This is a genomic window from Streptomyces sp. NPDC055962 (genome assembly GCF_042270185.1).
In the GTDB taxonomy this organism is placed as follows: domain Bacteria; phylum Actinomycetota; class Actinomycetes; order Streptomycetales; family Streptomycetaceae; genus Streptomyces.
Map to the genome: position 1 here is coordinate 807,190 of NZ_JBHJYN010000001.1, position 21,742 is coordinate 828,931.

General features: G+C 70.5%; 24 protein-coding genes. 5 read left to right on the top strand and 19 right to left on the bottom strand.

Annotation, left to right across the window (positions count from 1 at the left end):
- The first annotated feature begins 31 nt into the window (after nucleotides 1–31).
- Nucleotides 32–421, top strand: coding sequence for a DUF192 domain-containing protein (locus ACFC51_RS03565; protein WP_376375963.1), 390 nt, complete (start codon nucleotides 32–34; stop codon nucleotides 419–421).
- Here the strand turns inward: ACFC51_RS03565 and ACFC51_RS03570 are convergent.
- The 6 genes from ACFC51_RS03570 to ACFC51_RS03595 form a co-directional block, all read right to left on the bottom strand.
- Nucleotides 393–1,157 carry a hypothetical protein gene (locus ACFC51_RS03570; protein ID WP_376526834.1) on the bottom strand — a complete coding sequence of 255 codons (765 nt, stop codon included), beginning with the start codon at nucleotides 1,155–1,157 and terminating at the stop codon, nucleotides 393–395. The two genes, ACFC51_RS03565 and ACFC51_RS03570, sit on opposite strands and share 29 nt — an antisense overlap.
- An 83-nt stretch (nucleotides 1,158–1,240) precedes the next feature.
- A complete protein-coding gene (locus tag ACFC51_RS03575; protein ID WP_376526837.1) occupies nucleotides 1,241–2,428 on the bottom strand; it encodes a hypothetical protein in 1,188 nt (395 codons plus the stop codon).
- Nucleotides 2,429–2,459: 31 nt separating this feature from the next.
- Entirely contained in the window at nucleotides 2,460–2,903 is a 444-nt protein-coding gene (locus tag ACFC51_RS03580; RefSeq protein ID WP_376375968.1) for a hypothetical protein, read from the bottom strand.
- 132 nt (nucleotides 2,904–3,035) lie between these two features.
- Nucleotides 3,036–3,527 carry a hypothetical protein gene (locus ACFC51_RS03585; RefSeq protein WP_376375969.1) on the bottom strand — a complete coding sequence of 164 codons (492 nt, stop codon included), beginning with the start codon at nucleotides 3,525–3,527 and terminating at the stop codon, nucleotides 3,036–3,038.
- Nucleotides 3,528–3,550: 23 nt separating this feature from the next.
- Entirely contained in the window at nucleotides 3,551–4,084 is a 534-nt protein-coding gene (locus ACFC51_RS03590; protein ID WP_376375971.1) for a hypothetical protein, read from the bottom strand.
- A complete protein-coding gene (locus tag ACFC51_RS03595) occupies nucleotides 4,074–5,486 on the bottom strand; it encodes a Hint domain-containing protein (RefSeq protein ID WP_376526840.1) in 1,413 nt (470 codons plus the stop codon). Before ACFC51_RS03595 ends, ACFC51_RS03590 begins: the two co-directional genes overlap by 11 nt.
- 275 nt (nucleotides 5,487–5,761) lie before the next feature.
- Here ACFC51_RS03595 and ACFC51_RS03600 point away from each other — a divergent pair, with 275 nt between their 5' ends.
- The gene (locus ACFC51_RS03600) at nucleotides 5,762–7,015 is read left to right on the top strand and encodes a benzoate/H(+) symporter BenE family transporter (protein ID WP_376526842.1); all 1,254 of its coding nucleotides are present in this window, start codon (nucleotides 5,762–5,764) and stop codon (nucleotides 7,013–7,015) included.
- Nucleotides 7,016–7,177: 162 nt separating this feature from the next.
- Here ACFC51_RS03600 and ACFC51_RS03605 read toward each other — a convergent pair whose 3' ends face one another.
- A complete protein-coding gene (locus tag ACFC51_RS03605) occupies nucleotides 7,178–7,672 on the bottom strand; it encodes a hypothetical protein (protein WP_376375977.1) in 495 nt (164 codons plus the stop codon).
- Between the two features lie 254 nt (nucleotides 7,673–7,926).
- On the opposite strand from ACFC51_RS03605, the gene ACFC51_RS03610 reads away from it, so the two are divergent.
- Genes ACFC51_RS03610 through ACFC51_RS03620 form a run of 3 tightly spaced genes read left to right on the top strand, consistent with a single transcriptional unit; the run spans nucleotide 7,927 to nucleotide 10,996 of the window.
- Nucleotides 7,927–9,924 (top strand): hypothetical protein, encoded by a 1,998-nt coding sequence (locus ACFC51_RS03610; protein ID WP_376526845.1) that lies wholly within the window; start codon nucleotides 7,927–7,929, stop codon nucleotides 9,922–9,924.
- A gap of 20 nt (nucleotides 9,925–9,944) precedes the next feature.
- Nucleotides 9,945–10,526, top strand: a complete 582-nt coding sequence (locus ACFC51_RS03615) for a hypothetical protein (protein ID WP_376527061.1) — start codon at nucleotides 9,945–9,947, stop codon at nucleotides 10,524–10,526.
- Between the two features lie 20 nt (nucleotides 10,527–10,546).
- Nucleotides 10,547–10,996 carry a DUF3592 domain-containing protein gene (locus tag ACFC51_RS03620; protein ID WP_376375981.1) on the top strand — a complete coding sequence of 150 codons (450 nt, stop codon included), beginning with the start codon at nucleotides 10,547–10,549 and terminating at the stop codon, nucleotides 10,994–10,996.
- A gap of 31 nt (nucleotides 10,997–11,027) precedes the next feature.
- Here ACFC51_RS03620 and ACFC51_RS03625 read toward each other — a convergent pair whose 3' ends face one another.
- The 12 genes from ACFC51_RS03625 to ACFC51_RS03680 all read right to left on the bottom strand — a co-directional run bounded on the left by ACFC51_RS03625 (nucleotide 11,028) and on the right by ACFC51_RS03680 (nucleotide 21,732).
- On the bottom strand, nucleotides 11,028–11,579 hold the full coding sequence (locus ACFC51_RS03625; protein WP_376526848.1) for a hypothetical protein: 552 nt from the start codon (nucleotides 11,577–11,579) through the stop codon (nucleotides 11,028–11,030).
- Nucleotides 11,576–12,295 (bottom strand): hypothetical protein, encoded by a 720-nt coding sequence (locus ACFC51_RS03630; RefSeq protein ID WP_376375985.1) that lies wholly within the window; start codon nucleotides 12,293–12,295, stop codon nucleotides 11,576–11,578. Before ACFC51_RS03630 ends, ACFC51_RS03625 begins: the two co-directional genes overlap by 4 nt.
- Nucleotides 12,296–12,326: 31 nt before the next feature.
- Entirely contained in the window at nucleotides 12,327–14,123 is a 1,797-nt protein-coding gene (locus ACFC51_RS03635) for a Tox-REase-5 domain-containing protein (protein WP_376526851.1), read from the bottom strand.
- Between the two features lie 46 nt (nucleotides 14,124–14,169).
- The gene (locus ACFC51_RS03640; protein ID WP_376526853.1) at nucleotides 14,170–14,700 is read right to left on the bottom strand and encodes a hypothetical protein; all 531 of its coding nucleotides are present in this window, start codon (nucleotides 14,698–14,700) and stop codon (nucleotides 14,170–14,172) included.
- A gap of 275 nt (nucleotides 14,701–14,975) precedes the next feature.
- Entirely contained in the window at nucleotides 14,976–15,554 is a 579-nt protein-coding gene (locus tag ACFC51_RS03645; RefSeq protein ID WP_376526856.1) for an OmpA family protein, read from the bottom strand.
- Nucleotides 15,555–15,622: 68 nt separating this feature from the next.
- Nucleotides 15,623–16,177: a hypothetical protein gene (locus ACFC51_RS03650; RefSeq protein ID WP_376526859.1), complete on the bottom strand. Its 555-nt coding sequence runs from the start codon at nucleotides 16,175–16,177 to the stop codon at nucleotides 15,623–15,625.
- A 93-nt stretch (nucleotides 16,178–16,270) separates the two neighbouring features.
- On the bottom strand, nucleotides 16,271–16,873 hold the full coding sequence (locus ACFC51_RS03655; protein ID WP_376526861.1) for a pilus assembly protein TadG-related protein: 603 nt from the start codon (nucleotides 16,871–16,873) through the stop codon (nucleotides 16,271–16,273).
- Nucleotides 16,873–17,109 carry a hypothetical protein gene (locus ACFC51_RS03660; protein ID WP_376526864.1) on the bottom strand — a complete coding sequence of 79 codons (237 nt, stop codon included), beginning with the start codon at nucleotides 17,107–17,109 and terminating at the stop codon, nucleotides 16,873–16,875. The genes ACFC51_RS03655 and ACFC51_RS03660 overlap by 1 nt, the downstream gene beginning before the upstream one ends.
- Nucleotides 17,110–17,330: 221 nt before the next feature.
- Nucleotides 17,331–18,413, bottom strand: coding sequence for a response regulator (locus ACFC51_RS03665; RefSeq protein ID WP_376526867.1), 1,083 nt, complete (start codon nucleotides 18,411–18,413; stop codon nucleotides 17,331–17,333).
- Between the two features lie 79 nt (nucleotides 18,414–18,492).
- Nucleotides 18,493–19,851 (bottom strand): sensor histidine kinase, encoded by a 1,359-nt coding sequence (locus ACFC51_RS03670; RefSeq protein ID WP_376526870.1) that lies wholly within the window; start codon nucleotides 19,849–19,851, stop codon nucleotides 18,493–18,495.
- Between the two features lie 41 nt (nucleotides 19,852–19,892).
- Nucleotides 19,893–20,780, bottom strand: coding sequence for a DUF5936 domain-containing protein (locus ACFC51_RS03675; protein WP_376526873.1), 888 nt, complete (start codon nucleotides 20,778–20,780; stop codon nucleotides 19,893–19,895).
- A gap of 13 nt (nucleotides 20,781–20,793) precedes the next feature.
- A complete protein-coding gene (locus ACFC51_RS03680; RefSeq protein WP_376526875.1) occupies nucleotides 20,794–21,732 on the bottom strand; it encodes a type II secretion system F family protein in 939 nt (312 codons plus the stop codon).
- Nucleotides 21,733–21,742 lie beyond the last annotated feature (10 nt).

A 21,742-nucleotide genomic window follows, 5' to 3' on the forward strand; every position in this document is an offset into this window, starting at 1 on the left:
ACGGCGGTCCGGGGGTCTACGGTCGGTGCCCATGGGGAAATGGCGCAACGGCAGCGGAACACTGACGGTCGGGTCCGAGGCAGAGGTGCGGGAGGTGCCGCTGCGCATAGCGGCCTCGTACCGTGCGAGGGCGCGGGGACTGCTCGGCGTGGACGGCGTCGACGGCGCCCTGCTGATCACCCCGTGCGGGAGCGTGCACACCTTCCGGATGCGGTTCGCGATCGATGTGGCCTATCTGGACCGGAAGTTCGGTGTCCTGGCGGTGCGCACGATGAAGCCCGGACGGCTCGGGCTGCCCAGGCTCCGCGCCCGGCACGTGGTGGAGGCGGAGGCCGGGGCGATGGAGCGGTGGGGCCTGCGGCCCGGGACACGGGTGCGGGTCTCCGTACCGGTCACGGAAGTTTCGCCGCCTGTGCCGTGACGAGCGCGGCCGGGATCTCCGGGGCCTTCGCCGTCAGGAAGTTGGCCGCGTAGAAGGTGACGACCGTCGGTCCCGTGCGCACGAGGTGGAAGACGAGCGGCACCTCGGCGCCCTCCAGGCTGCCCGTCACCCGGTAGGCGAAGGACTCCTGGCCGGCCTTCGCGGCCGGCAGCGCCTGGACCCCGGTGTAGGTGGACGGGCCGTCGTCGCTCGTCGTGCGGAACCCCTCGGCGCAGGCCCGCACGGCGTCACGGACGGAGCGCAGCAGTTCCTCGGCTCCACCCTCCGGGTGCGAGGTGAGGATCTCGGTGACGACGGTCTGGTCGTCGCGGCCCTCCTCCGTCGTGTCCGTCGCCGTGCGGAAGACGGTGGCGGCGGGGGCGGGTTCGGGCGAGCCGTTGATGATCGCGGTGATCGGCCGGCATGCCTCGTCCTCGGGCTCCTCGGTGCCGCGTTCGTCGGTCCCCTCCAGGGGGGCGATCTCGTATCCCTTCACCTCGCCCGTCCTCAGGACCACCCCGGCGAGCTGCGCCTCGGTCAGGGTTCTGCCGCTGCCGGACGGCGCGGGGACGGGAGTCCCGGCGTCGACGGCGTCCGTGGGGCCGGCGGCCGGTGTCCGTGAGGCGGCGGCCGTCTTCTCCGGGCCCTTGCCCTCGCTGCCGTCCGGCCCGCAGCCGGCGGCCGCCAGGCAGAGGGCGAGCGCGCCCGCCGCCACGACAGTGCTCCGTACCTTCATCGCTCACCGCTCCTGACCGCCGTGCACCGGGTCAGCACGCTAACAACCGGGGAACGCCCGGCGCGTGGGTCCGTGGGCCCAAGTCAGGGCGGCCCCGGTCCCAGCAGCGTCCACGCGCCGTAGACGGCGGACGCCAGGGCGAGGGCGGCGACGACGGCGCCCGCGCGCGCCGACGTGCGCAGCCCCGCCAGTGCGACGGCCGGGGGCAGGAGCAGGGGGAACGCGGGCATCATCAGGCGCGGCCGGGAACCGAAGTAGCCGGAGCCGATCAGGGAGACGACGACGACGGCGATGCCGTACACCAGCACGGGCAGCGGCTGCCGCTGCCGTACGCACAGGAACACCAGCCACCCCAGGAGGCCCAGCGCGGCGCAGAGCCCGAGTGCGGCGGGGAGCGGCAGCCCGGCGATGAAGGCGGCGAGGGCCCGGCCGCCGTCGATGCTGTTGCCCCACTGGGCCTGGACCTCGAAGTACGCGAAGGCGCCGCCCTCCCGCACAGCCACGAACACCACGTACGCCAGCCACCCCAGCGGCGCGAGGCAGACCCCCAGCAGCATGCGCGCGTTCCGGCGCAGCAGGTCCCGCCGGGCGCCGGCCCGCCACTCCCGTACGAGGACGGCGGCGGCGGTGACCGCGAGCGCCGCGATGAGCGCGGCGGCCGAGGGGCGGGTCAGCCCGGCCAGGACGCACAGCGCGGCCGCGGTGATCCAGCGGTCCTTGAGCACCGCGTACAGCGACCAGGCGGCGAGCGCGGTGAACAGGGTCTCGGTGTACGCCATCGACTGCACGAACGCCGTCGGGTACGCGCCCCAGAGCGCGGCCAGCACGACCCCTGTCCGCCTGCCGCGCAGCCGTGCCCCGACGGCGAAGATCCCCCAGGCCGCGACGAGCCCCGCCAGCCAGGCGACGGCGATCCCGGCGCCCTGCACGGTGAACGGCGTGACCGCGGCGATGCCGCGCTCCAGGGCCGGCAGGAGCGGGAAGAACGCAAGGTCGGGGTGGAGCCCGCCGTCGGGGAGGGTGACGGTCCGGCCGTATCCGTGTACGGCGATCCCCTGGTACCAGACGGAGTCCCAGCGCCCGCCCAGCAGGTGCAGGGCGTCCTTCCCGGCGGCCGGCGCCCACACCGCGAGGGCCAGGAGGCCGACGGCCCTGACCGCCGCGTAGGCGGCCAGGGCGGGTGCGGCGGCGGTGAGCAGGGCGGCGGCGCGGTGCCGTGTGCTGCGGGGTCCGGGCGCCGCCGGGCGGAGGCGCGTCTGCTGATCGGGCATGCGGCCGATTATGGGCCCGATGCCGCGGAGCTCACCAAACCGGGCCGGGCGGCGGCGCTCCTCCCGCCCGCAGCACCTCGGCGTGGTGCGTGTGCCGGGTGCCGAGACCCCGGCCGACCAGCGGGGCGACGGTACGGATCAGCTTCAGCTGGGCCGAGCGCAGCACGCGCAGGGTGGTGTCGTCGGACCAGCCCGTCGTGGTGGACCACTCGTACCCCGAGCCGACCACCTCGCTGGCGAAGGCCAGCTCGGTCGCGAGCAGCGCCCGCGCCCAGTCCATGGGGTCCAGGGCCTCCTTCTGCGCCAGGGCGCCGCGGATCGACATCCCGCGCAGGCTCAGGTCCCGGGCGCTGTCGAAGCCCATGGCCACGGCGAACTCCTCGGTGCAGCGGGCGGGGCCGCACCATTCCATCAGCCCTTGCTGGAGGAGACGGGACTCCTCGTCGGTCAGGGTCAGCTGCTCTGCCGTGGGCACGCCCGTCACCTTCCGGTTGCGGCCCGGCCCGGCGCCGTGGGGGTGCGCCGGGACGGGCGTCGATCACCTGCTGCGCAGACGCTAAGGCCATGGCGGCGTCCCGTCTTGGGCCCAGGGGCCCAAGAGGGGGCCTCAGCCGTCCTGCCGGGCTTCGACGATGCGCTCCACCCGAGCCCGAGGCAGCTGGGCGACGGCCTTCTCGACGGCGTCGACGGTGAAGACCGGCCGGCCGTCCACGTCCATGCCCCCGCCCCCACCGCCGTCCAGAACCCGGGCTCGTGTCCTGAAGCCGTCCGGAGTGGCCGCCCAGTAGGCCGAGGGACGCACCCCGTCCGCCGGATGGAGCACGGTCGTACCGAGCCGGGCCGCGAGCCGCAGGGCCGCTTCGGCCTCGGGCGGCGGCGCGGGCCCGACGCGGGGTGACACATGGACGTCCCAGGCGAGAGCCAGGTCACCGGCGAGGCTCATGCGGTCGCACAGGACCGCGGCCGCCCAGTCACGGTGCCGGCCGGACTCGTCGGCGATGTCCACCTCGGCCGCCGTCACCCCGACCAGCTCGGCCAGGGCGACCACCATGGCGGCCACCGGGAGCCGGTGCACGGTCAGGAACGTGTACGCGGCCATCGGCGACCCTCCTCAGCACTGCCTCAGGCCCGTGGGCCGGCCTTCCCGATCTCCGCCAGCGACTCGGTCGCGGTGCGGCGGATCCTCTTCGTCCTGCCGTGCCCTGCCAGCAGGTCCAGGGCAGGCCGGTGGCTCTCCGCACGGCTCTGCGCCACCCGGAGCTGCAGCCAGTCCGACCAGGACCCGACCTCTGCGGCGTCGTAGCCGGCAGCACGCCGGTCCAAGGAGTCGAGCACCGCCAGCTCCCCCGAGCGCCGTTCGGCGAAGTCCCGGACCTCGGGATCCAGGGCGGCGGTCCAGCTGCCGTGCTCCGCGACGGGCACCCTCTCCAGCATCAGGACCACGACGGCCGATGCGAGAGGCCCGTCGGTCTCCGCCCGTACGGCATCCAGGAGGAGCGCGTGTGCCGCGGGCTGCTCCGCGGCCCGGCGGTAGAGCTCCCACCGGACATGGCCGTCCTCCCAGGAGGCCTTGACCGGGGGTTCCGTATCCCCGGTCACCGCCGCGTCCAGCGCGGACAGACGGGCCGGCAGATCGTGCTCGGGCTCAGCAGCCATTGTTCTTGTGCCGTTCCATCGATACCTGGATGTTCTTCCGGATCTTGGTGATGTTCCGGTTGACGATATCCCGCTGCTTGGGCGGAAGTTCCGGATCGCCCTTCAAGGGCTTCCCGTTCTGTCCGATGCGCGTCTCGAACTTGCCCGGCCCCTTCACGTGCGCATGGGCCGGCGCGTGGTCGTTGGAGTAGATCTGGATCGTCACACCACCTTCGTTGACGATGGTCCCCACGCCCGGGTAGTCCACATTGTGTACGAGGACCGGCGAGTCACCGGCGACGACGTAGTACGTGTGCGGACCGGAGACCGTCAGGTCGTGGGTGGTCTGCGTCCTGACGTAGCGCGTGACGGACATGACCGGGACGTCCCGCCCCAGATCGGTCCGCAGCGTGCCGCCCGCAACGATGTCGCCCGCCTCGGCCCACCGCTCCTCGCCCGTGATCCAGAAGGGGTGTGCGTCGGTCGCCGTGATCAGGGAGGAGCTGCCGTCGGGCTCCCGGATCCGGAGGGTGGTGAAGTGCTTGTCGTCAAAGGTGGTGATCGTGTCCGTGACTCTCCGGGCGCTGCTCGCACCGCTTCGAGGATCCGTCGCCCGCACCAGGTCGCCGACCCTGACCGATTCGATCGGGACCTCGCTGCCGTCGGCCAGCAGCACCGGCGTACCGGGCAGGAAGCTGTGGGTGGGGCAGCTCTCCTTGGGCTTCGGCTCGTCCTCCTTCGGGTCCTTCTTCGGGGGGTCCTTCTTCTCGGCGTCGAGCTTCTTCTTCGCGTCGGCGAGCTTCTTCTCGGCGTCCTTGACCTTCTTACGGTTCTTGACCAGGCCCTTCAGCCCGTCGTAGAGGTCCCCGCCGTGTTTCTTCAACGCCTTGATCAGCTTGGCGGCCTTCTTCCACTTCCACGGCGCCCCGTACTTCGCCGCGAGCTTGCCTACCGCACCCCCGATCAGACTCAGAAGCACATTGATCAACGTCTCCGTGCAGGCGCCCATGTCGCCCTTGGTGATGCAGTCCAGCGCGTCGGTGATCCCCAGCTCCTCCGCCAGGATCTTGGCCAGCTCCTTGGCCGCCTCGACCGCCTTGTCCGAGCTGGTCTTCGCCGCAGCCTGCGCGTCCTGGAGGTCCTTCAGCGCGGCGTCGTAGTCGATCTGGGTCTGCGACCTGGGTGTTCCGTCGTCCGCGACCGGCTCACCGTCACCCGGCGGCCCCTGGGCCGTGGGGTTCCCGCCCCCGTCACCGCAGTCACCGCCGCCGCCGATCCGGCAGACCTGCGCGCCGATCTTCTCCGTCAGCTCGGCGCCGATCCCGGTCGCCACCAGGGCGCCGATGATCGCCACGACCACCATGACCAGACCGACGTACTCGATCGCGCCCTGACCCCGCTGACCGCGCCGCAGCCCGACCATGCGCACGCCTGTCCGCGGCACCCGCTTCCGCGACCAACGACGCAACCGACGACGCGCTTCCCCCGGACCAGTCATACCCGCGACGCTAACCACCCTGCGTCCGGGCGGTCTTGGGCCCGAGGACCCAACCTGACCCCCTCCGCACCCAAAAGCCCGTGCCGCCGGGCCGTCTCGGGTGCCGGACCCGGCGGAGGGGGCACGGCAGGCCGTGCGAGGGTTTCGGGCGGTTGTACGACCCGTACGGCCGGCGCGGAGCGGGAGGAAGGCGACAGCGGATGACGGCCGGTTCATCGGTACCGACGGCGGAGGAACGTGCGGAGCGGCCCCCGCCCGGCGGTCCGGAACCCCGGCCCCGGCTGCTCCGCGACCTCTCCCTGTCCGCCGTGCTCGCCGGCGTCGTCGTGGTGGTCGTCTCCTACTCGGGTCCGCTGGCGATCGTGCTGGCCGCCGCCCGCGCGGCGCACCTGGACGCCGGGCGGACCGGGTCCTGGATCTGGGCGATCTCCCTCGGCAGCGGCCTGACCTGCATCGCCCTCAGCCTGCGCACCCGGATGCCGGTCGTCACCGCCTGGTCCACCCCGGGCGCCGCACTCCTGGTCACCAGCATCGGCTCGTACGCGTACGACGAGGTGATCGGCTCCTTCGTGGTGTCCGGCCTGGTGATCGCCCTGATCGGGGTGACCGGGGTGTTCGGGCGGCTGATGCGGCTCGTGCCGGGGGCCGTGGTCTCCGCCATGCTGGCGGGCGTCCTCTTCTCCTTCTGCGCGGACGTGTTCACCTCGCTGGAGCACACCCCGCTCATCGCGGGTTCCGTGCTCCTGGCTTATCTGCTCGGCAAGCGGTGGCTCCCCCGGTACGCCGTCCTGCTGGCGCTCACGGCCGGTCTGGCGTGCAGCGCGGCGAGCGAGGAACTGCATGTCCGCCTGGACCATGTCGGCCTGGCCCACCCGGTGTTCACGGCTCCCGCCTTCTCGGTGGCCTCGCTGATCGGCATCGCCGTGCCCCTCACCCTGGCGACCCTCGCCTCCCAGAACGCCCCCGGGATCGGTGTGCTCACCGCGTCGGGCTACCGGCCGGACGACCGGCTCCTGGTCGGCTCCACCGGTCTGGTGTCGGCGGTCCTCGCCCCGTTCGGTTCCCACGCGGTGAACCTGGCGGCCATCACCGCCGCGATCTGCACGGGCCCCGAGGCACACCGCGATCCGCGCCGCCGGTATGTCGCCGGGGTCGCCTGCGGTGTCTTCTACCTGGCGGTGGGCGCCCTCGGTTCGACCCTGGTGGCGTTCTTCGCGGGGCTGCCGGAGGAGCTGGTCGCGTCCATCGGCGGCGTCGCCCTGTTCGGCGCGCTGTCCGGCGGTCTGGCGGGCGCCGTACGGGAGGAGAAGGACCGGGAGGCCGCCCTGATCACCTTCCTGGCCACGGCCTCCGGCGTCACCCTGTTCGGCATCGGCTCGGCATTCTGGGGGCTGGTGTCCGGGGTCGCCGCGCACCTCGTGCTCAACGGCTGCCGGCGCGCGCCGAAGGAGTAGGGCGGGGGAACGGGGCCCACACCGGAGACGGTCCGGCAGGGAAACAGCGCCGCACACCGGAGGCAGTCGGGCAGGGAAACAGCGCCGCACACCGGGAACGGTCCGGCGGGCGAACGGCGCCGCACACCGGAGGCGGTCGGTCGCGCCTTGCCGCCCGGCCGTTCAGCCCGACCCGGACGCCCGGAGGACGGTGCACGGGGACCCCCACGGAGGCAGGTCTCCCCGTACCTCCGGCGCGGGGGTGCGCGGTGCGTCGCCGGCGTCCTCGACCTCCAGGACGTAGAACCACGCCCGCTCTCCGACGACTTCGAGCCGTGCGTCGGGAAGGAACGAGAACTCCGCGCGGACGAGCTCGTCGAGCCGCCCGGGCACACCGGACACGACCGTCATCGCAGCGGGAGGCACGGGCGCCGTACCCGCGCTCCACCGGCAGGACCGCAGGCCGCCCACGACCAGGAGCGCGGTGGTCCCCTCGTCGAACCGCGGAGCGGGGCGCAGCTCGAAGAGCAGGGCGATCGTCGACGTCAGCGGACTGGCACGGCAGTCCAGCAGCTGCGCCTCGGCAAGGGCGTCCGGCTCCCGCAGGGGGTCCGGCTCGGCCGTCGGGGGAGGCGAGGGCAGATCCCCGCCGTCGGCGAGGTCGATCACAGAGATCATGCGACCGACGCTAACGACCCCGCCCACCGGACGTCTTGGGCCCGGGGGCCCAGCCGCACGGACGCTGCGCGGCATCTCCCCCCGGGATCGCGGTGTCGCCACACCCTCCGCCGGCGGCACGCCCGTGTGCCGGCCACCCCCAAAGGCCCTGGTTGGGCCCGCATTTGGGACCGAGGGCCCAGGTCACACGCCTGTTCCGTCCGTACGCTCACGTCCCACGGAGAGCGGTGCAGGTGTCGGAGAGAGGGTGAACCGTGAGCGGTGGCAGCGACTGGGGAGGCAGGATCCCGGGCCACGTACCGCCGGGCGCCGCCGGTGACGCGGGCGGGAGCGGCTGGTTCCTCCCCCTGACCCGCGGCTGGGCGGCCGGGGCCCTCGTCTACGTCATCACCGGGTTCCTGGTGACGCGGGCGCTGGTCGAGACGCTGGCCACCGACGAGCGGCTCGAATCGTTCGGCTGGCGACTGGGCCTGCTGCACCTGCCCGCCGTCCTGGTGACCGTGCTGACGGTCCTCGCCTCGGCCCGCACCCTTCCCGACCGGCACCGGGCGTCGCGCTCCCTGTACCTCCTGGGCACGCTCGCCGTCCCCGTCGCCGGGCTCGCGTACGGCTATGCCGTGGCGTGGGACGTCGTCGGCACCGAGGGCATCCTGATGCCGGCGGTCGCGATGGTCACGGGCGGCGCCGTGGGGCTGGCCGTGGACCGGCTCATGGAGGACGGCGACACGGGTCCGGCGTCCTCGTCGGCGTACACACGCTCGTACGACTGGCGGGACCAGGGCGCCACCGCCATGGAGTACCTCGGAGTCGTCGTCCTGGTCGTCGCGCTGGTCGGCGCGCTCGCCATGGCCGGGGTCGGAGGCCGCATCGGCGACCGGATCCGCTGCGCCATCTCCTCCCTCGCGGGGGACGGCGGAGGCTGCACGACGGGGGGCGACGGGACCGCGCAGCCCAAGACGGACGCCGACTACGAACCCAAGCTGTGCCAGATATCCAACGTCTCCGACACGGCGGGCGGCAAGGTCAAGATCGGCTGGTTCGAGTGGGGCGAGGAGTACGGCTTCCAGCAGAAGGTCGCCCAGGCCAACACCGATGTGAACGAGGACGGGAAGGTCGACGAGAACGACAAGCTCGTCTACATGACGTTCACCGACGCCGCTTCCGCCGGTGTCAACGCCAGCACGCCGGGGGTCAAGCTCGGCAGCCTGGGCAAGGCGGACGTCGACATCGGCGGAGGCATCAAGATCACCAATGGTGACACCTGGGTCTTCAAGAGCGAGGCCGACGCCCAGAAGATGCGGGACGACATCGAGGAGATGAAGATGTGGGAGACCTCGATGAAGCACAGCGGCGGCTACGGCGGCGGCTGGTACTCCGGGATGAAGTGGGCGGAGAAGAAGGAGGACATCGAGAAGAAGATCGGTGACAAGAAGATCTCCTACTCGACCATCGGCCTCAACGTGTACGCCGACGGCGGTCTCTCCCTCAAGCCGGCCGACGAGACGAAACTGAGCGCGAAGCTGGGCGGCAAGGCCAAGTTCTCGCCGGACGTGACGATCACCAAGGACGACGTCAACGGCAACGAGTCGTACACCTACACCGCCAAGCTCGAGATCGAGGGCAAGGTGGGGGGCACCGCCGGCCCGCTGGGCGGCACCGCCGGGGCCAAGGACACCCACACCGGGGCCATCACCGTCACCCGCGACCAGAAGACCGGGAAGATCGTCCGGATCGACATGACGAAGACGGTGGAGAAGACCTCGACGTCGGACAAGGGCGAGGCCGGTGGCGACAACGGCCAGAAGGACAAGGACAAGCGGGGCGGCAAGGGCAGCGTGACGGACTCCTCCGGGGACACCGGCATCGAGGTGCAGACGAACTCGATCGTCTTCGGCAAGGAGACCGACAAGGACACCGAGGCCAAGCGCGCCCTCGCCGAGGAGTGGCTCGACGGATCGGGCAACAACACCGCGCCCTTCGAGTACATGTTCGGCGACCATTCGCTGCAGAAGAAGCCCGCCGGCACCGACCCCTTCGAGCAGCTGATGTTCCAGGACGGCCTGTCCAGCACGATGCAGTACCACGGGGAGACGGACGCCCAGGAGTTCGGCTTCGAGGTCTCCCTGGGCATGAGCCTCGGATTCTCCCTCTCCGACGAGCACAAGAAGGAGACACTGACGGACGCGCAGTTCCTCGGAGCTCCGCAGGGCGACAAGCGCACGTACCTCCCGTACAGCTACTGCGCGCGGTGAACACGCGCGACGAAGAGGGGATCACGTTGACGAAGTCCACGGCGCTCGGCACGGCCCTGGCCGCCTCCCTCGGCCTGACCCTGCTCACCGGCTGCGGCGGCACGGACGCCGCCACGGTCCCGGACGGCTGGGGCACGCTCGACACCAGGAGTGTCTCCGTCGGCTATCCCGAGGACGACGGCTACGCCCCCCAGCCGGCCGCCGAGCGGAGCGACGCCAACGCGGCGGTGGCACTGAAGGAGGAGAACGGGCTGCGCACCGGCATGGTCTCCGTCCAGCTCGACTTCGCCACGGGGGTCGACGACGCCGGCGAGGCCGCCGCGGCGGCGGGCGCCGGGATCGGCCTCGGGGCGACCCGCAAGGGCACCCGGGACGTGCGCCTCGCGGGAGAGGAGAGCGCCCGGGAAGCGCGCCGGATCGACTACGAGTTCACCTCGACGGGCGAGGAGTCGACCCCGGCGAAGGGGACGCGGATGACGGGGGTGGTGGTGGCCGGGATCGACTCGAAGGACGTACCGTTCGCCATCCGGATCAATGCGGTGAAGGGCGCGCTGAGTCCGGCGGACCTCGATGCGTTCGTCGGGTCCGTCACCGTCAAGTAACCCGTAGCGGAGCTTCGTTCATGGACGTACTGCCCGGTGGCACGGCCACCTTCCTGCTGCTGTTCGGCCTGTTCCTCGGCGCGTTCGCGGTCCGCTCGGGCCTCCGGCTCGTGCGGGTGCTGCGGCTGGTGCGGCGCGGCGAGCGGGCCGAGGGCCGGTGCTCGGCCCGCCGTGTGGTGGACCGGGGCGCGGACACCGAGAACCGGTACCGCACCGAGTACGTCTTCGCCTTCCGCACCCCGGACGGCCGCGAGGTGGAGTTCACCGACCACGCCCCGGGCCCGTTCGGCTTCGAGGTCGGGGCGCCGGTGCGGATCTCCTACGACCCGGCGGCACCGGAGCGGCTGGCCACCGTCGCGGGGCCGGGAGCCTGGGGGCCGATACTGATGCCGGCGGTGTTCGCGGGTGTGCTGGGGCTGTTCTCGCTGGGGCTGCTGGCCGGGTTCGCGGCGGAGCGGGGCTGGCTCTGAGGAGCCGGGCCGTGGCGGCGGGGGCGCCGGTTCACGTGCCCCTGCCGGGGCGGTCCGGGCGCACGGGCCGGCCGGCGGCACAGGCCGGCCCCAGGACCACGGCGAAGAGGACGACCGGCTCCTCCTTGTCCATCTGCCCGACGCCGATTCCGGCCGACCGCCCGCCCTCGCCCCAGATCTGCAGGTCACCGGAGTAGCCGAGTTCGATGAGCTCCGCGAAGAAGGGTGGTACGACGGCGCCCGCCGCCTCGCGCTCCTCGTACGGGACCGTCGAAAGGGTGCGGTGAGCCCCCCAGCGCGCGTCCAGCGCGAGGACCACGCCCCAGCGCTCGGTCTCGAACTCCTCGTGCGCGGCGCCCGGTCGGGCCACGTCGTCACCGCCCGCACCTGTTCCGGCCTCTCCTGCGGCGTCGTGGAGCTCCTCGCCGACCCGGAGCGCGACGATCGCGAAGTCCTCCCCGTGGGCCGAGCGTCCGGGATCGGCGCAGCACGCCCAAGGCGGCGCGCAGGAACCTGATCGCAGCGCCTCGACCGCGGCGATGTCCTCGCGGACCCTCGCTCCGAGCTCGAGCGCCCCGCTCACCAGGCGGGCCGGGGCGCGGCGACGGGCAGGGGTTCCAGCGCACCGGCCTCCGCGAGCACCCGCTGGGCGGCCTCGACCGCCTCGGTGGAACGCCCCGAATCCAGGACCAGCCCTCCGCCGGCCGCCGGGTGCCTGGCCCCGGGCAGATCCTCGGGCACGAGTGCGGCACGGTTGGCGGAGAGATAGGTCGCCCAGCCGCAGCGGGGCTGCGAGTTACGGAGACCGAAGGCGGCCCTGACGGCGTTGAACAGCGGACGGTCGTACGTCAGACCGGTGTCGGCCTCCCACGATTCGGCCAGGACGGTCAGGACCTCGGGCAGCAGGCCGGACAGCGGCGGAGCGGTCCCCGCCGGCGCTCCGGCCTCCGGGAAGAGCTGGAGGGTGGCCGTGAACGGTGTGTACGCGTCGCTGCCGCCCCCCTTGGCCCTGAGATACGCATAGCCTCCGTCGGGCCAGGTGCCCACGACGGCCGCCTGCCGGCCGAGGATGTCGGCGTCCTCCTCGGGACCCCCGGCCTCGACGACCGTGGCGAACTCCCCGGTGCCGGTGGGGACGGGATCCCCTTTCCCGCTCTCCGTGTCCCACCGCCAGTCGACCGGCGCGGGCGCGGAGAGCTCCGACAGCCGGTCCAGCGTCCCCAGCCAGCGCGCGGCCAGCTCCCGGGACGACTCGGGCCGGGGCCCCCAGGACACCTTCACTACCAGTTCGCCGGACATATGCCTCTCTCCGCCTCGTGCGTCCGCTGCGCTACTTCTCCACCGCAGTGTGCTTCACGATCACGTCCACGTCGGCGTCGTCGAACGCCTTCTGCGCCGCTTCGGCGACCTTCGGATTGGAGAAGTTCCATTCCACCGGCTTGCCGCCGGCGGCACGCACCTGCCGCTGGGCCTGCTCGACGAACTTCGCCGCCTGGGCCGGTTCGAGCGTGCCGTCGGGCCGGACCTTCTTGCCGTATCCGAACTTAGCCTCCTTGAACGTCCGGGAGGCGGAGTCCCAGCCGTCGAAGTCGACGTCCCGGCCGGTGACGGGGTCCTTGACGGCGTACTCCTTGCCCCGCTTCACCCCGGAGACCTGTTCCTGGTAGCGCATCCAGCGTTCCGTGCCGGGCCAGTAGGCCACCGACCTCTTGGACTTCCACTGGCCCGCCCCGAGGTCCTTCGACCCCTTGCGGGGGTTCTTCAGACCCTCGTACCAGGACGGCTTCGCCCACTTCGCGACCTGCTTGCGACTGGCCTCCTTCGCCGCGGCCTTGGCCGCGTCCGCGTCCTTCTGCGCCTGCTCGGCGGCATCGACCTCCTCCTGGCTGACCCCGTCGCAGTCCTTCTCCGCCGCGAAGAGCACCGGGACGCCGTTGACGCGGTACGCGACCGGGGCACCCGCTGCCGCGTTCACCCCTCCGGCGTACGAAGGCTGCGGCAGGCCGCCTCCGAGCGGCCCCGAGCTGATCAGGCAGCCCTTCCCGGCGAGTTCGTCAGCAGCGTCGTCGGCGTGCTCCTGGGCCTCGTCGGCGGCCTTCCTCGCGCCGTCGACGTCGCCCTTGCCCGCGGCCTTGCGCGCCCGCTCGGCGGCCTTGCCCGCCTTCTGCGCGGCCTCGCCCAGCTTGCCCAGCTTGCCGAGTTTCCCGAGCTTGCCCAGCTTCTGGCCGATCTTGGCCTCGCCGTACCCGGGGATGAAGAGGGAACCGATGTTCCACACGACGGTGGTGCCGGCACGGGTCTTCTGACCGTTGTTCCACTGGTCCTTGACCTCGTCACCGATGAACATGTCGTCGAGGACGGTCAGCCCGGTGTCGACGGAGGAGCCGCCCCAGTCGGTCAGGGCGTCCCAGTAGTCGCCCTTGCTCCACTTCTCACCGGCGTCCTTCGTGCCCTCGGACCAGGCGTCGCCGAGCGAGCTGCCGTAGTCCTTGATGCCGTCCCAGGTGCCGGGGAGGTCCGTGACCGTGTCCCAGATCCCGGTGACGTCGCCCCAGATCCCGTCGACGAAGAGGCCCTGGCCGACCTGCTCGACCTTGTCGCCGGCGCAGGAGAAGAACGCCCCGAATCCGGAGAAGCAGTCCTCCTCGTCCTCCGTGCCCTCGTCTCCGGCGGCTTCGTCGTCCTCCCAGCCGGGCTCGTCGTCGGCGGCGTCGTTCTTCTCCTCGTCGGTCTCCTCCTGCACGCTGCTCGCAGGATCGGCCTCCGTACCGCCGGTGCTGCCTCTCGTGGTCCCGCCGGGGCCACCTGGGCCGCTCGTCCCGCCCGTCTCGCCTTGGCCGCCGGGACCGCCTGGGCCGCCTGGGCCGCCTCCGGTGGTGCCGGTCGTGCCTTCGGTGCTGCCGGTCGTGGTGCCCTCGGTGCCTCCGGCGGAGGTGTCCCCGGTGGTGCCGCCTGTGGTGGAACCGTCGGTGCCGCCCGTGGTGGAGCCGCCCGTATCGGCACCGCCGGTGTCCGAACCGCCGGTGTCCGAGCCACCCGTGCTGGATCCGCCGGTGACCGTACTGCTGCCGTCCACTCCGCCGTCCGCGGTACCGCCCTCGTCGCCGTCGCCGTCGCCCGCGACCACGTCTCCGGGGGCAGGGGCGGGTGCTGGGCACGAACTGCCGGTCAGCTCACAGAGCGCACTCCGGATCCCACCGGTCAGCCGGCTGCCCGATGCCGGTGGCCACCAACCCGCCGATGAGGGCCACGACCACGAGGATCAGGCCCAGGTACTCAAGCGCGGTCTGCCCACCGTCACGGCGCCAGGTGATCATCCGGGACAGGCTGAACGGCCGGTGCGGGACACGCTGTTCAGGCCGAAGATCGAACCAGTCGCGGGAACTGCGGCGGAGCAGAAGGACCAGGGTGACCAGCGGAATCACGAGCTGGGTCAGTCCACGCCCGGTCTGCCCGCCGCTCAGGGTCGCGCAGGCCCCGAGGAGGAACCACACGTGGACGCCGAGCAGCCCGCGCCAGATCCAGACATCGCCCGTGCGGACGTGCATCGACAGGGTGAAGCCCGCAGCACCGGGCAGGGCGGCGTACAGGAGGAGCCCGAGCAGCTCCCCGTCGACACCGTCGGCCGACGCCGCCAGCAGCAGACCGCTGACGCCTCCGGCCACCGTGAGCCCGAACAACGCCCGGACGAGGACCAGCACCACGCACAGGGGCCTCGGCAGCGACGTCCGCCCCGCAGGCCCCGCTGTCCAACCGGAGCCACCGACAGCTGCGAATCCCCCTGTGCCGGACACCCTGATCCCCCAACCAGTCGGCCGCGTATGGGATTTCACCCATACCACTCATCCGACCACGGAGCACCCCTCACCGGCATGGGCCTCAGGACCCAAATACGGGTGTCACCGCTCCACGACGGCCTTGCTCACGCATGCGTCGGGGCCGACACCAACCGGTGCCGGCCCCGAGGTACGGACGAGGCTCAGGAGCTACCGCTGCGCTGGAAGGAGACCTCCACGCGACGGTTCTTCTTCCGGCCCTCCTCCGTGCTGTTGTCGGAGATGGGGTACTCCTCGCCGTATCCACGGATCTCGAAGGTGACCGTCGGAGGCAACTGCTTGGACAGCACACCGTTGACCGCTTCGGCACGCTGCTTCGAGAGCACATCGCCGTGGGCGGCGGAGCCGAGGTCGTCGGTGAAGCCGAACACCCGCACCTTGGTGGCGTTCTGCTTCTTGATCTCGTCGGCGATGGCGGCAATGCGCGAATTCGCCTCCGGGCCCAGCTTGGCGCTGTCCTTGCCGAAGAGGACTTCGGCCTGGAGCGCGAACTTGATGTCCGCGTTGCTGTCCTCCCGACGCTCCTCGCCGCCCAGGTCCTCCACCACCTGGATGATGTCTAGGACCCTGGCGGGGGCAAGTGTTCCGCCCTCAGGCATCTGGAGATCCGTATCGTTGCCGTCGACCTGGACCGGCGGCTCGGCGCTCGCTTCGGTACCGGGCGGCACGCTTGGGTCGTCGTCGGCAAAGGCCGGCCCCGCGCCGATCATCGTGCCTGTCATCAGCATTGCTGCCGCAATGGCTACGCCTACCGCCCGTGGCCGCATACGGGTGAGTGTCATATGAACCATCACCCAGAGATCTTCAGGGAAGCGGTCGCAAACGTAGGAAGGCTCAGGTCCACTTCGGTGGTGGTGTTCGGTGGCGCCGGAAACTGCATGAAGACTGGGAGCGATTTACCCGGCTGGACGCCAGTGATTCCCGTCGTGCAGAGGCAACGTCCGTCCGTGTCCCGAAGAATGTAGTAGCGCTTCTTGCCCGCTTTGTCCACAAGCGTTGCGCCACCGACCGAGTTCAGGTTCTTCCTTACGATGATGCTCTCGGTGCCGGCCCAAGAGGCCGGATTCACCGGTTCATCACCTTCGTTGGTCATCGTGCCCTGGACAGTCACGAAGCCCCCGGCATCACGCTTCACCTCATTGATGACCAAGAGCATTCCCTTCTCGCCCTTGATCTCTGCAAGCTTGACATTCGGGTCCACATTGTCCCCTGCGGCGGTGTCCTCCTTGCCGCCCGCACTGTCGTCCGTGGGCTTCGCCGTGGCGGACGAGGAGCTCGTCGCCTTGTTCTCCGCACCGCCATCACCCCCGTCTTCGCCACCGCAGGCGATGACGGAGAGGGTCATGACAACCACCATGGAGGCAGCCGCCACCGCCCTTCGAGGCTCTGTAGCACGCCGGATGCTCATGGATTCTGCTTTCTCACTCGTGATTCGCGGTCAACGGTCGATCAGGTGCACAGCAAAGAGCGTCTTGACCAGAACCGACCATGGTTCGGGGTCCGCCAGGTCGATGCCGAAACCACTCCGGCTGTCGCAGCTCAGGGTGACCAGGGCGCCGACTATGTCGTTGGGCTTGGGGCTGCACCGGAACTCGATCACCGCGGTGGCATCGGCGGTGGCGTGATCGTTCTCCGTGCCGGGGATCACCGATCCTCCGACGGTGTTACGGCTCTCGACCTTCACCGTGACCGCGTCCTGCAGATAGCCGTAGTCCCACGAGCACCAGCCGCGACGGTCCGCCTTGTTCGCAGCGGCGAGACGGTCCGCCGACCCGCACTCGTCATGGAACCGATGCTCCCGAAGGAACCGTTCCAGGCCCTCTGGTGTACGCAGTGCTGCGAGGAACTCAGGGCCCATCCCGTCCCGGGCATCCTGGGCGGCCGCGAGAGCCGCAGCGTCCGCGGCACCCTGCGCCCCGTTGCGCGTGGCCGCGGCCTGCCCGACCGCGAAGAACGCGAACGCGACGAAGAGCAGGCCTACCACCATCACGACGTAGATGGGGAAGGCCTGCCCTCGGTCTCCGCGAAATCCTCCGGCCATTAGCCAGCCTTGATCTGGTCCACCAGGTCGCCGATCCGCTTCGTGATCGACGTACCGATACCCAGGCCCACGATGCCACCGATGATCGCGATGACCACGAGGATGATGCCGAGGTACTCGAAGGCCGTCTGCCCCTGCGAACGCTCGCGGCCCGCCATCCGGGTCACGACGGTGTTCCTCCAGCCCCGCACGGCCAGCTGGGTCTGAACTGCGCTCTTCAGCACGGTGTTCGACATGGTGTACCCCTCCGGTATCGGCCGACCGTGGGACGGCCGACGCGTACGTCTCTGTGGTGCCTTCCGCGTTACCGGCTTCCTCCTGGCCGGTGCCGCTTTCGACGAGAGAAACGTACGTCGGCACACCCTGCGCGCCGGAGGGCCCGTGGGCCCAATCGCGGGCCCAAAGCCCGAGTTGGGCCCGGGGCCCTACACGGCCGGCCCATCTGCCCCTGCCCCGTTCACCCATGACTGCCTGTCCCCCCGGTTCCAGGCCCCGCGCCCGGCGCGGTGCCGAGCCAGCGGGCGATCGCCTCGCTCCTGCTGCTGCTGTGCAGCTTGGTGAAGATGCGGTTGATGTGGTTCTTGACTGTCTTCTCGCTGATGAAACAGGTCGCGGCGATCTGCTGGTTGCTCATCCCCGAAGAGATCAGCTCCATGACTTCCGCCTCCCGTGAACTCAGCTGGTACTGAGCCTTGTTGGAAAAATTTTGCCGACTCGATGACTGTGCCATAACAGGTTGCAGTTGCGAAAGACCCTGCGCGTTCTCCGCGGGTCGCTCCCCCGTGTGCGCCGGGTCCAGGTGCGGAGTGTGTTGCTGCGTTCCGACGGCCGCGACAGTCGGGGGCGAGCCTTCCTGACCCACCCCCGCGTACGGGGGGCCCGACGTCAGCGCGGCACCCAGGCCTTCGGGAAGGGCCTGCGCCGGCAGACCAGGGCCCTGCCGCATATGGGCGAGGAGCGCATCGGCCGCTGTAGCCGTGAAATGCGCGCGGCCTTCCCTGGTGTCCCTGACGGCCTGCACCAGCTGGTCAGCCGTGAACTCCCCGTGGACGAGGTAGCCACCTGCCCCGAGACGGAGCGCCTCGTGCACGACCTCACTCTCCCGGCTGTAGGTCAACATCATCACGGGTGCAACCTGCACCAGGTGCGGCAAAGCGGAGATGCCGTCCACCCCGGGCATGCGGACATCGAGCAGAACGACGTCGGGCCTATGACGGACGGCCTCTTCGTAGGCCTGCCGACCGTCTGCCGCCTCGGCTACCACTTCGATGTCGGCCCGGCCGGACAGCAGCACGCCGAGTCCTGCGCGGACGACCGGATTGTCGTCCGCAACGACGACTCTCAAGCGAGTCGGCACAGGTGCGCCCGGGCCGGTCGGGAATGCGGGAAGTTCCTCAGCTGCCGCGGATCGCTGGGGAACGCGGAACCCGGTGTGCCTCTGTTCCGAACTCGGCGGGGCCGCGTGCGAGGAGCTGTGCTGGGAGGCATGGGTTTGTGCTGCCCAGCTGTGTCCCGGTGCGCGCGAGATGTCGTCCGGCATTCTGCGACCTCCTCTCAGGGGTTTGGGGGACGGAGGTGGAGCGGAGAGTGGATCTGTGTGCGGGCCGAAGGGCGGGCGGTCACTTCAACTGAGGCATGAATGCTCCGCCGTGCCCGGCCATGTACCCGGGCACAGGTTCTGGAGCCGGTGCCAGAGCAGCCATGGGCAGCTCCAGGCGAACCTCGGTCCCCTGGGCCGCCTTGCCCTTGCCGATGCGGATACGCGCACCGATCGACGCCGCGCGTTCGACCATGCCGAGGAGACCGAAGTGACCACCGCGCCTCAGACTGTCGAGGGTCGTCCCGGCGGGCAGGCCCTGTCCGTCGTCGTACACGGTGACGCGCAGGACATCTCCTTTGATTCCAGCCAGGACGACGACATAGGTGGGGTGTGCGTGACGATGAGCGTTCTCCATCGCCTCCGAGGCGATGGTCAGCAGTTGCCGTGCGACCACCTGAGGGACGGGCGGCACAGGCGTGTCGTTGAGCAACCGGAACACCGCGGACACGGTGTGCCTTCTGTTGAAGTCGTCCACACGAGCAGCGAGCTCGGCGATGACGTCCACACCGCCGTCCAAGCCTGATTCTCGACGGAGGTCCGAGAGCAGTTCGCGGGACTCGGCGGCAGCTCGCCGGGCGGACCGGGCCACCAGTTCCGCCTGGTGCTTCACGGTGACCGGGTCCATGCGGTCGGCGGACCGGGCCAGCCCGTCGGCTGCCAGCGCCAAACCGTGCAGGGTCTTGGCCACCGAGTCGTGCATCTCCCTGGCGAGACGCGTGCGCTCACCTTCGACGGCTTCGCTCACGGCCAGCCGTGCCTTGGTCTCGGTGAGCGCCTGACTCGCGGAGCCGAAACGCAGGAGCAGGTTCCGGAGCGTGACTCCGGCAGCTCCGGCGACGACGCAGAAGCCCGGCAGCAGCATTGAGGCCGCACCACCGGCTTCCAGATCGTCGCTGGTGCCGTAGACGCCGAAAATGATCACCGATTGGAAGGCCGCGAAAACCGCAGCCCCTCGCCAGCCAGAAGTAAGGCCGGCCAGGAGGGGGGTGCACACGGTGACGTAGGCGAGCGTGGACTCGGGTGTGGCGGTGATCAACAGCAAGGAACCGAAGAGCGCGTCGACCGCGAGGAGCCAGGGGTGGCGCAGGAGCAGGGGTCCGAAACGCTCCCAGTCCCGGAAGAGGACGTACGAGCCCATGAACGTGACGACGATCGCCGTGGCGACCAGCCAGGTCGCGAAGCCCGAAGCCGTTCCCGCCATGGCGAACGGAGTCGCTATGGCGATCATGGCCAGCCGAAATCCGAAGACCTGGCGGCACATCGCCTGCAGAGCGTTGACCTGGATGGCGAGTGCTGGACGGGGGCGCGCGGCAACCTGGGCCGCCGTGCCCACTTCCGCTCTCAGCCGCGCGGTGAGCAGCTTGACCTGGCTCGCCATGAGTCGTCTACCTCCCGTCCTCGATGGTCCGGGCCATGTCGTCAGCCACCGCCCAGGAAACTGAAGTCGACGTTGGCGCCGTAGACGAAACCGACGACCAGAAGGATCAGCGTCCCTGGCAGCAGGAACGAGGTCACCGCGAAGGTCGCCTTGGGTACTGCCTTGGACGCCTTACGGCGGGCGTTCTGAGCATCGGTCCGGCGCATGTCGTTGGCGATCTGGATGAGCGTCTCGACAATGGGGGCACCGAGTTCCTCGCCTTGCTGGAGCGTGGTCACGAACATCGCGACCTGCTCCGAGTCGTTGCGCTTACGAAGCTGCTCGAACGCCTCCCGCCGGCTGACGCCCATGTCCATCTGCCGCAAGGTGATGCGGAGCTCGTCGGCCCAGGGACCCTCGTACCTGTCGGCCACCCGACCGAGGGCCTGGCGGAATCCGAGGCCCGCCGAGACCACGACTGCCAGCACGTCGAGGAAGTCGGGCAACGTGCGGTCGATGTGGTCGCGACGCACCCGGACCGCGGACCAGATGCCTGCCTCGACCCAGAACATGCCGAAGGCAGCCATGAACAGGGCGACCAAGACCTGTCCGCGAGCGAGCATCAGGAGTGCCGCCACCAGTCCCAGCACCCCGTAGACCGCTCGACGCGCCGCGTAGCGGTCGATGGTGAGACCACCGGGGTTGCCCGCCAGGTCGATCTGACGGCGCTTCTTACTGACGGCCTTGGGGCCCATCATGCGGAGAACCATTGGGGCCCAGCGCATTCCCAGGCGGTCGACCCCGGAGCCGACAACAGTCGTCCGGCTGGCACCGACCTCGAGAGCCACCGCCAGGTCCCCCGGCAGCTTTGCCTCCGCCCGGTACATGCGGATGCCGTGGATAGCCCCATAAACGGCCAGACCGACAACAGCGGCAAGAATCAGGTCCATGTCAGGTCGCCTCTCAGACGTCGATGCGTGACAGTCGCCGGATCACGACGAACCCGATGGTGTACAGGATCAATGAGACGACCACGGCTACTTGGCCGATCAGAGCGCCGGTCATACGGTCGAGCGCCCCCGGCATGACCGAGTTCATCAGGAGCATCGCTCCCAGGCCGAAGATCGGGACGGCGTAGGCCGTGACCGTCACCTGGGACAGCTGGGTCTTGACCTCGCGCCGGGTCTCCTTGCGTTCTTCCAAGGTCTGAGTGAGGTTGCGCAGCGAGCTGACGACCGTGCCGCCCGCCCGGTTGGAGAGAACCAGCGTCGTGACCAGAACGACGAGCTCCCGGGAGGGCAGCCGGTCGGTCAGCTCGCTGAGTGCGTCGTCCAGCGGTTCCCCGACGGCCAGGCGGCGAGCGACGCGGGCCAACTCCTCGCCCGCCGGGTCATCCATCTCCTCTGCCGCCATGGAGATGGCGGTGCGCAGGGCGAGGCCCGCCTGGGTGGCGTTGGCGAGGATGCGCGAGAGTTCGGGGAGCTGGTTGATGAAGCGCTCGGTCCGCTTGGCCCGCTGCCAGTTGAGGAAGGTGTTCGCGCCCCACAGGGCGATGAGTGCGGCGACCGGGCCGAAGAAGGAGGCAAGGAGTGACGACGCGATCAACCACACTCCCGCAACCGCCACGAGCGCGTAGACGAAGAATTCACCAGGTGTGAGCCCGAGCCCCGTAGCCGCCAGCTTCAGCTCGATCCTGCGGCCCAGCCGGGTCGCGCGCAGTCGTCGGTCGACTCCGCGGAACCGCCGGGGGCGGCCGCCGTCCGTGATCTGGCCGGTGTGTGAGAGCCGGTCGACCAGGGCCTCGCGGTCCGCCCGTCCGGCGGCGTAGGTGTGGAGGCCCACGACGCCGAGCACACCGAACAGCAGCGTCACGCCGACCGTGATCAGGGGGAGATTGTTCATGGCGCGATAC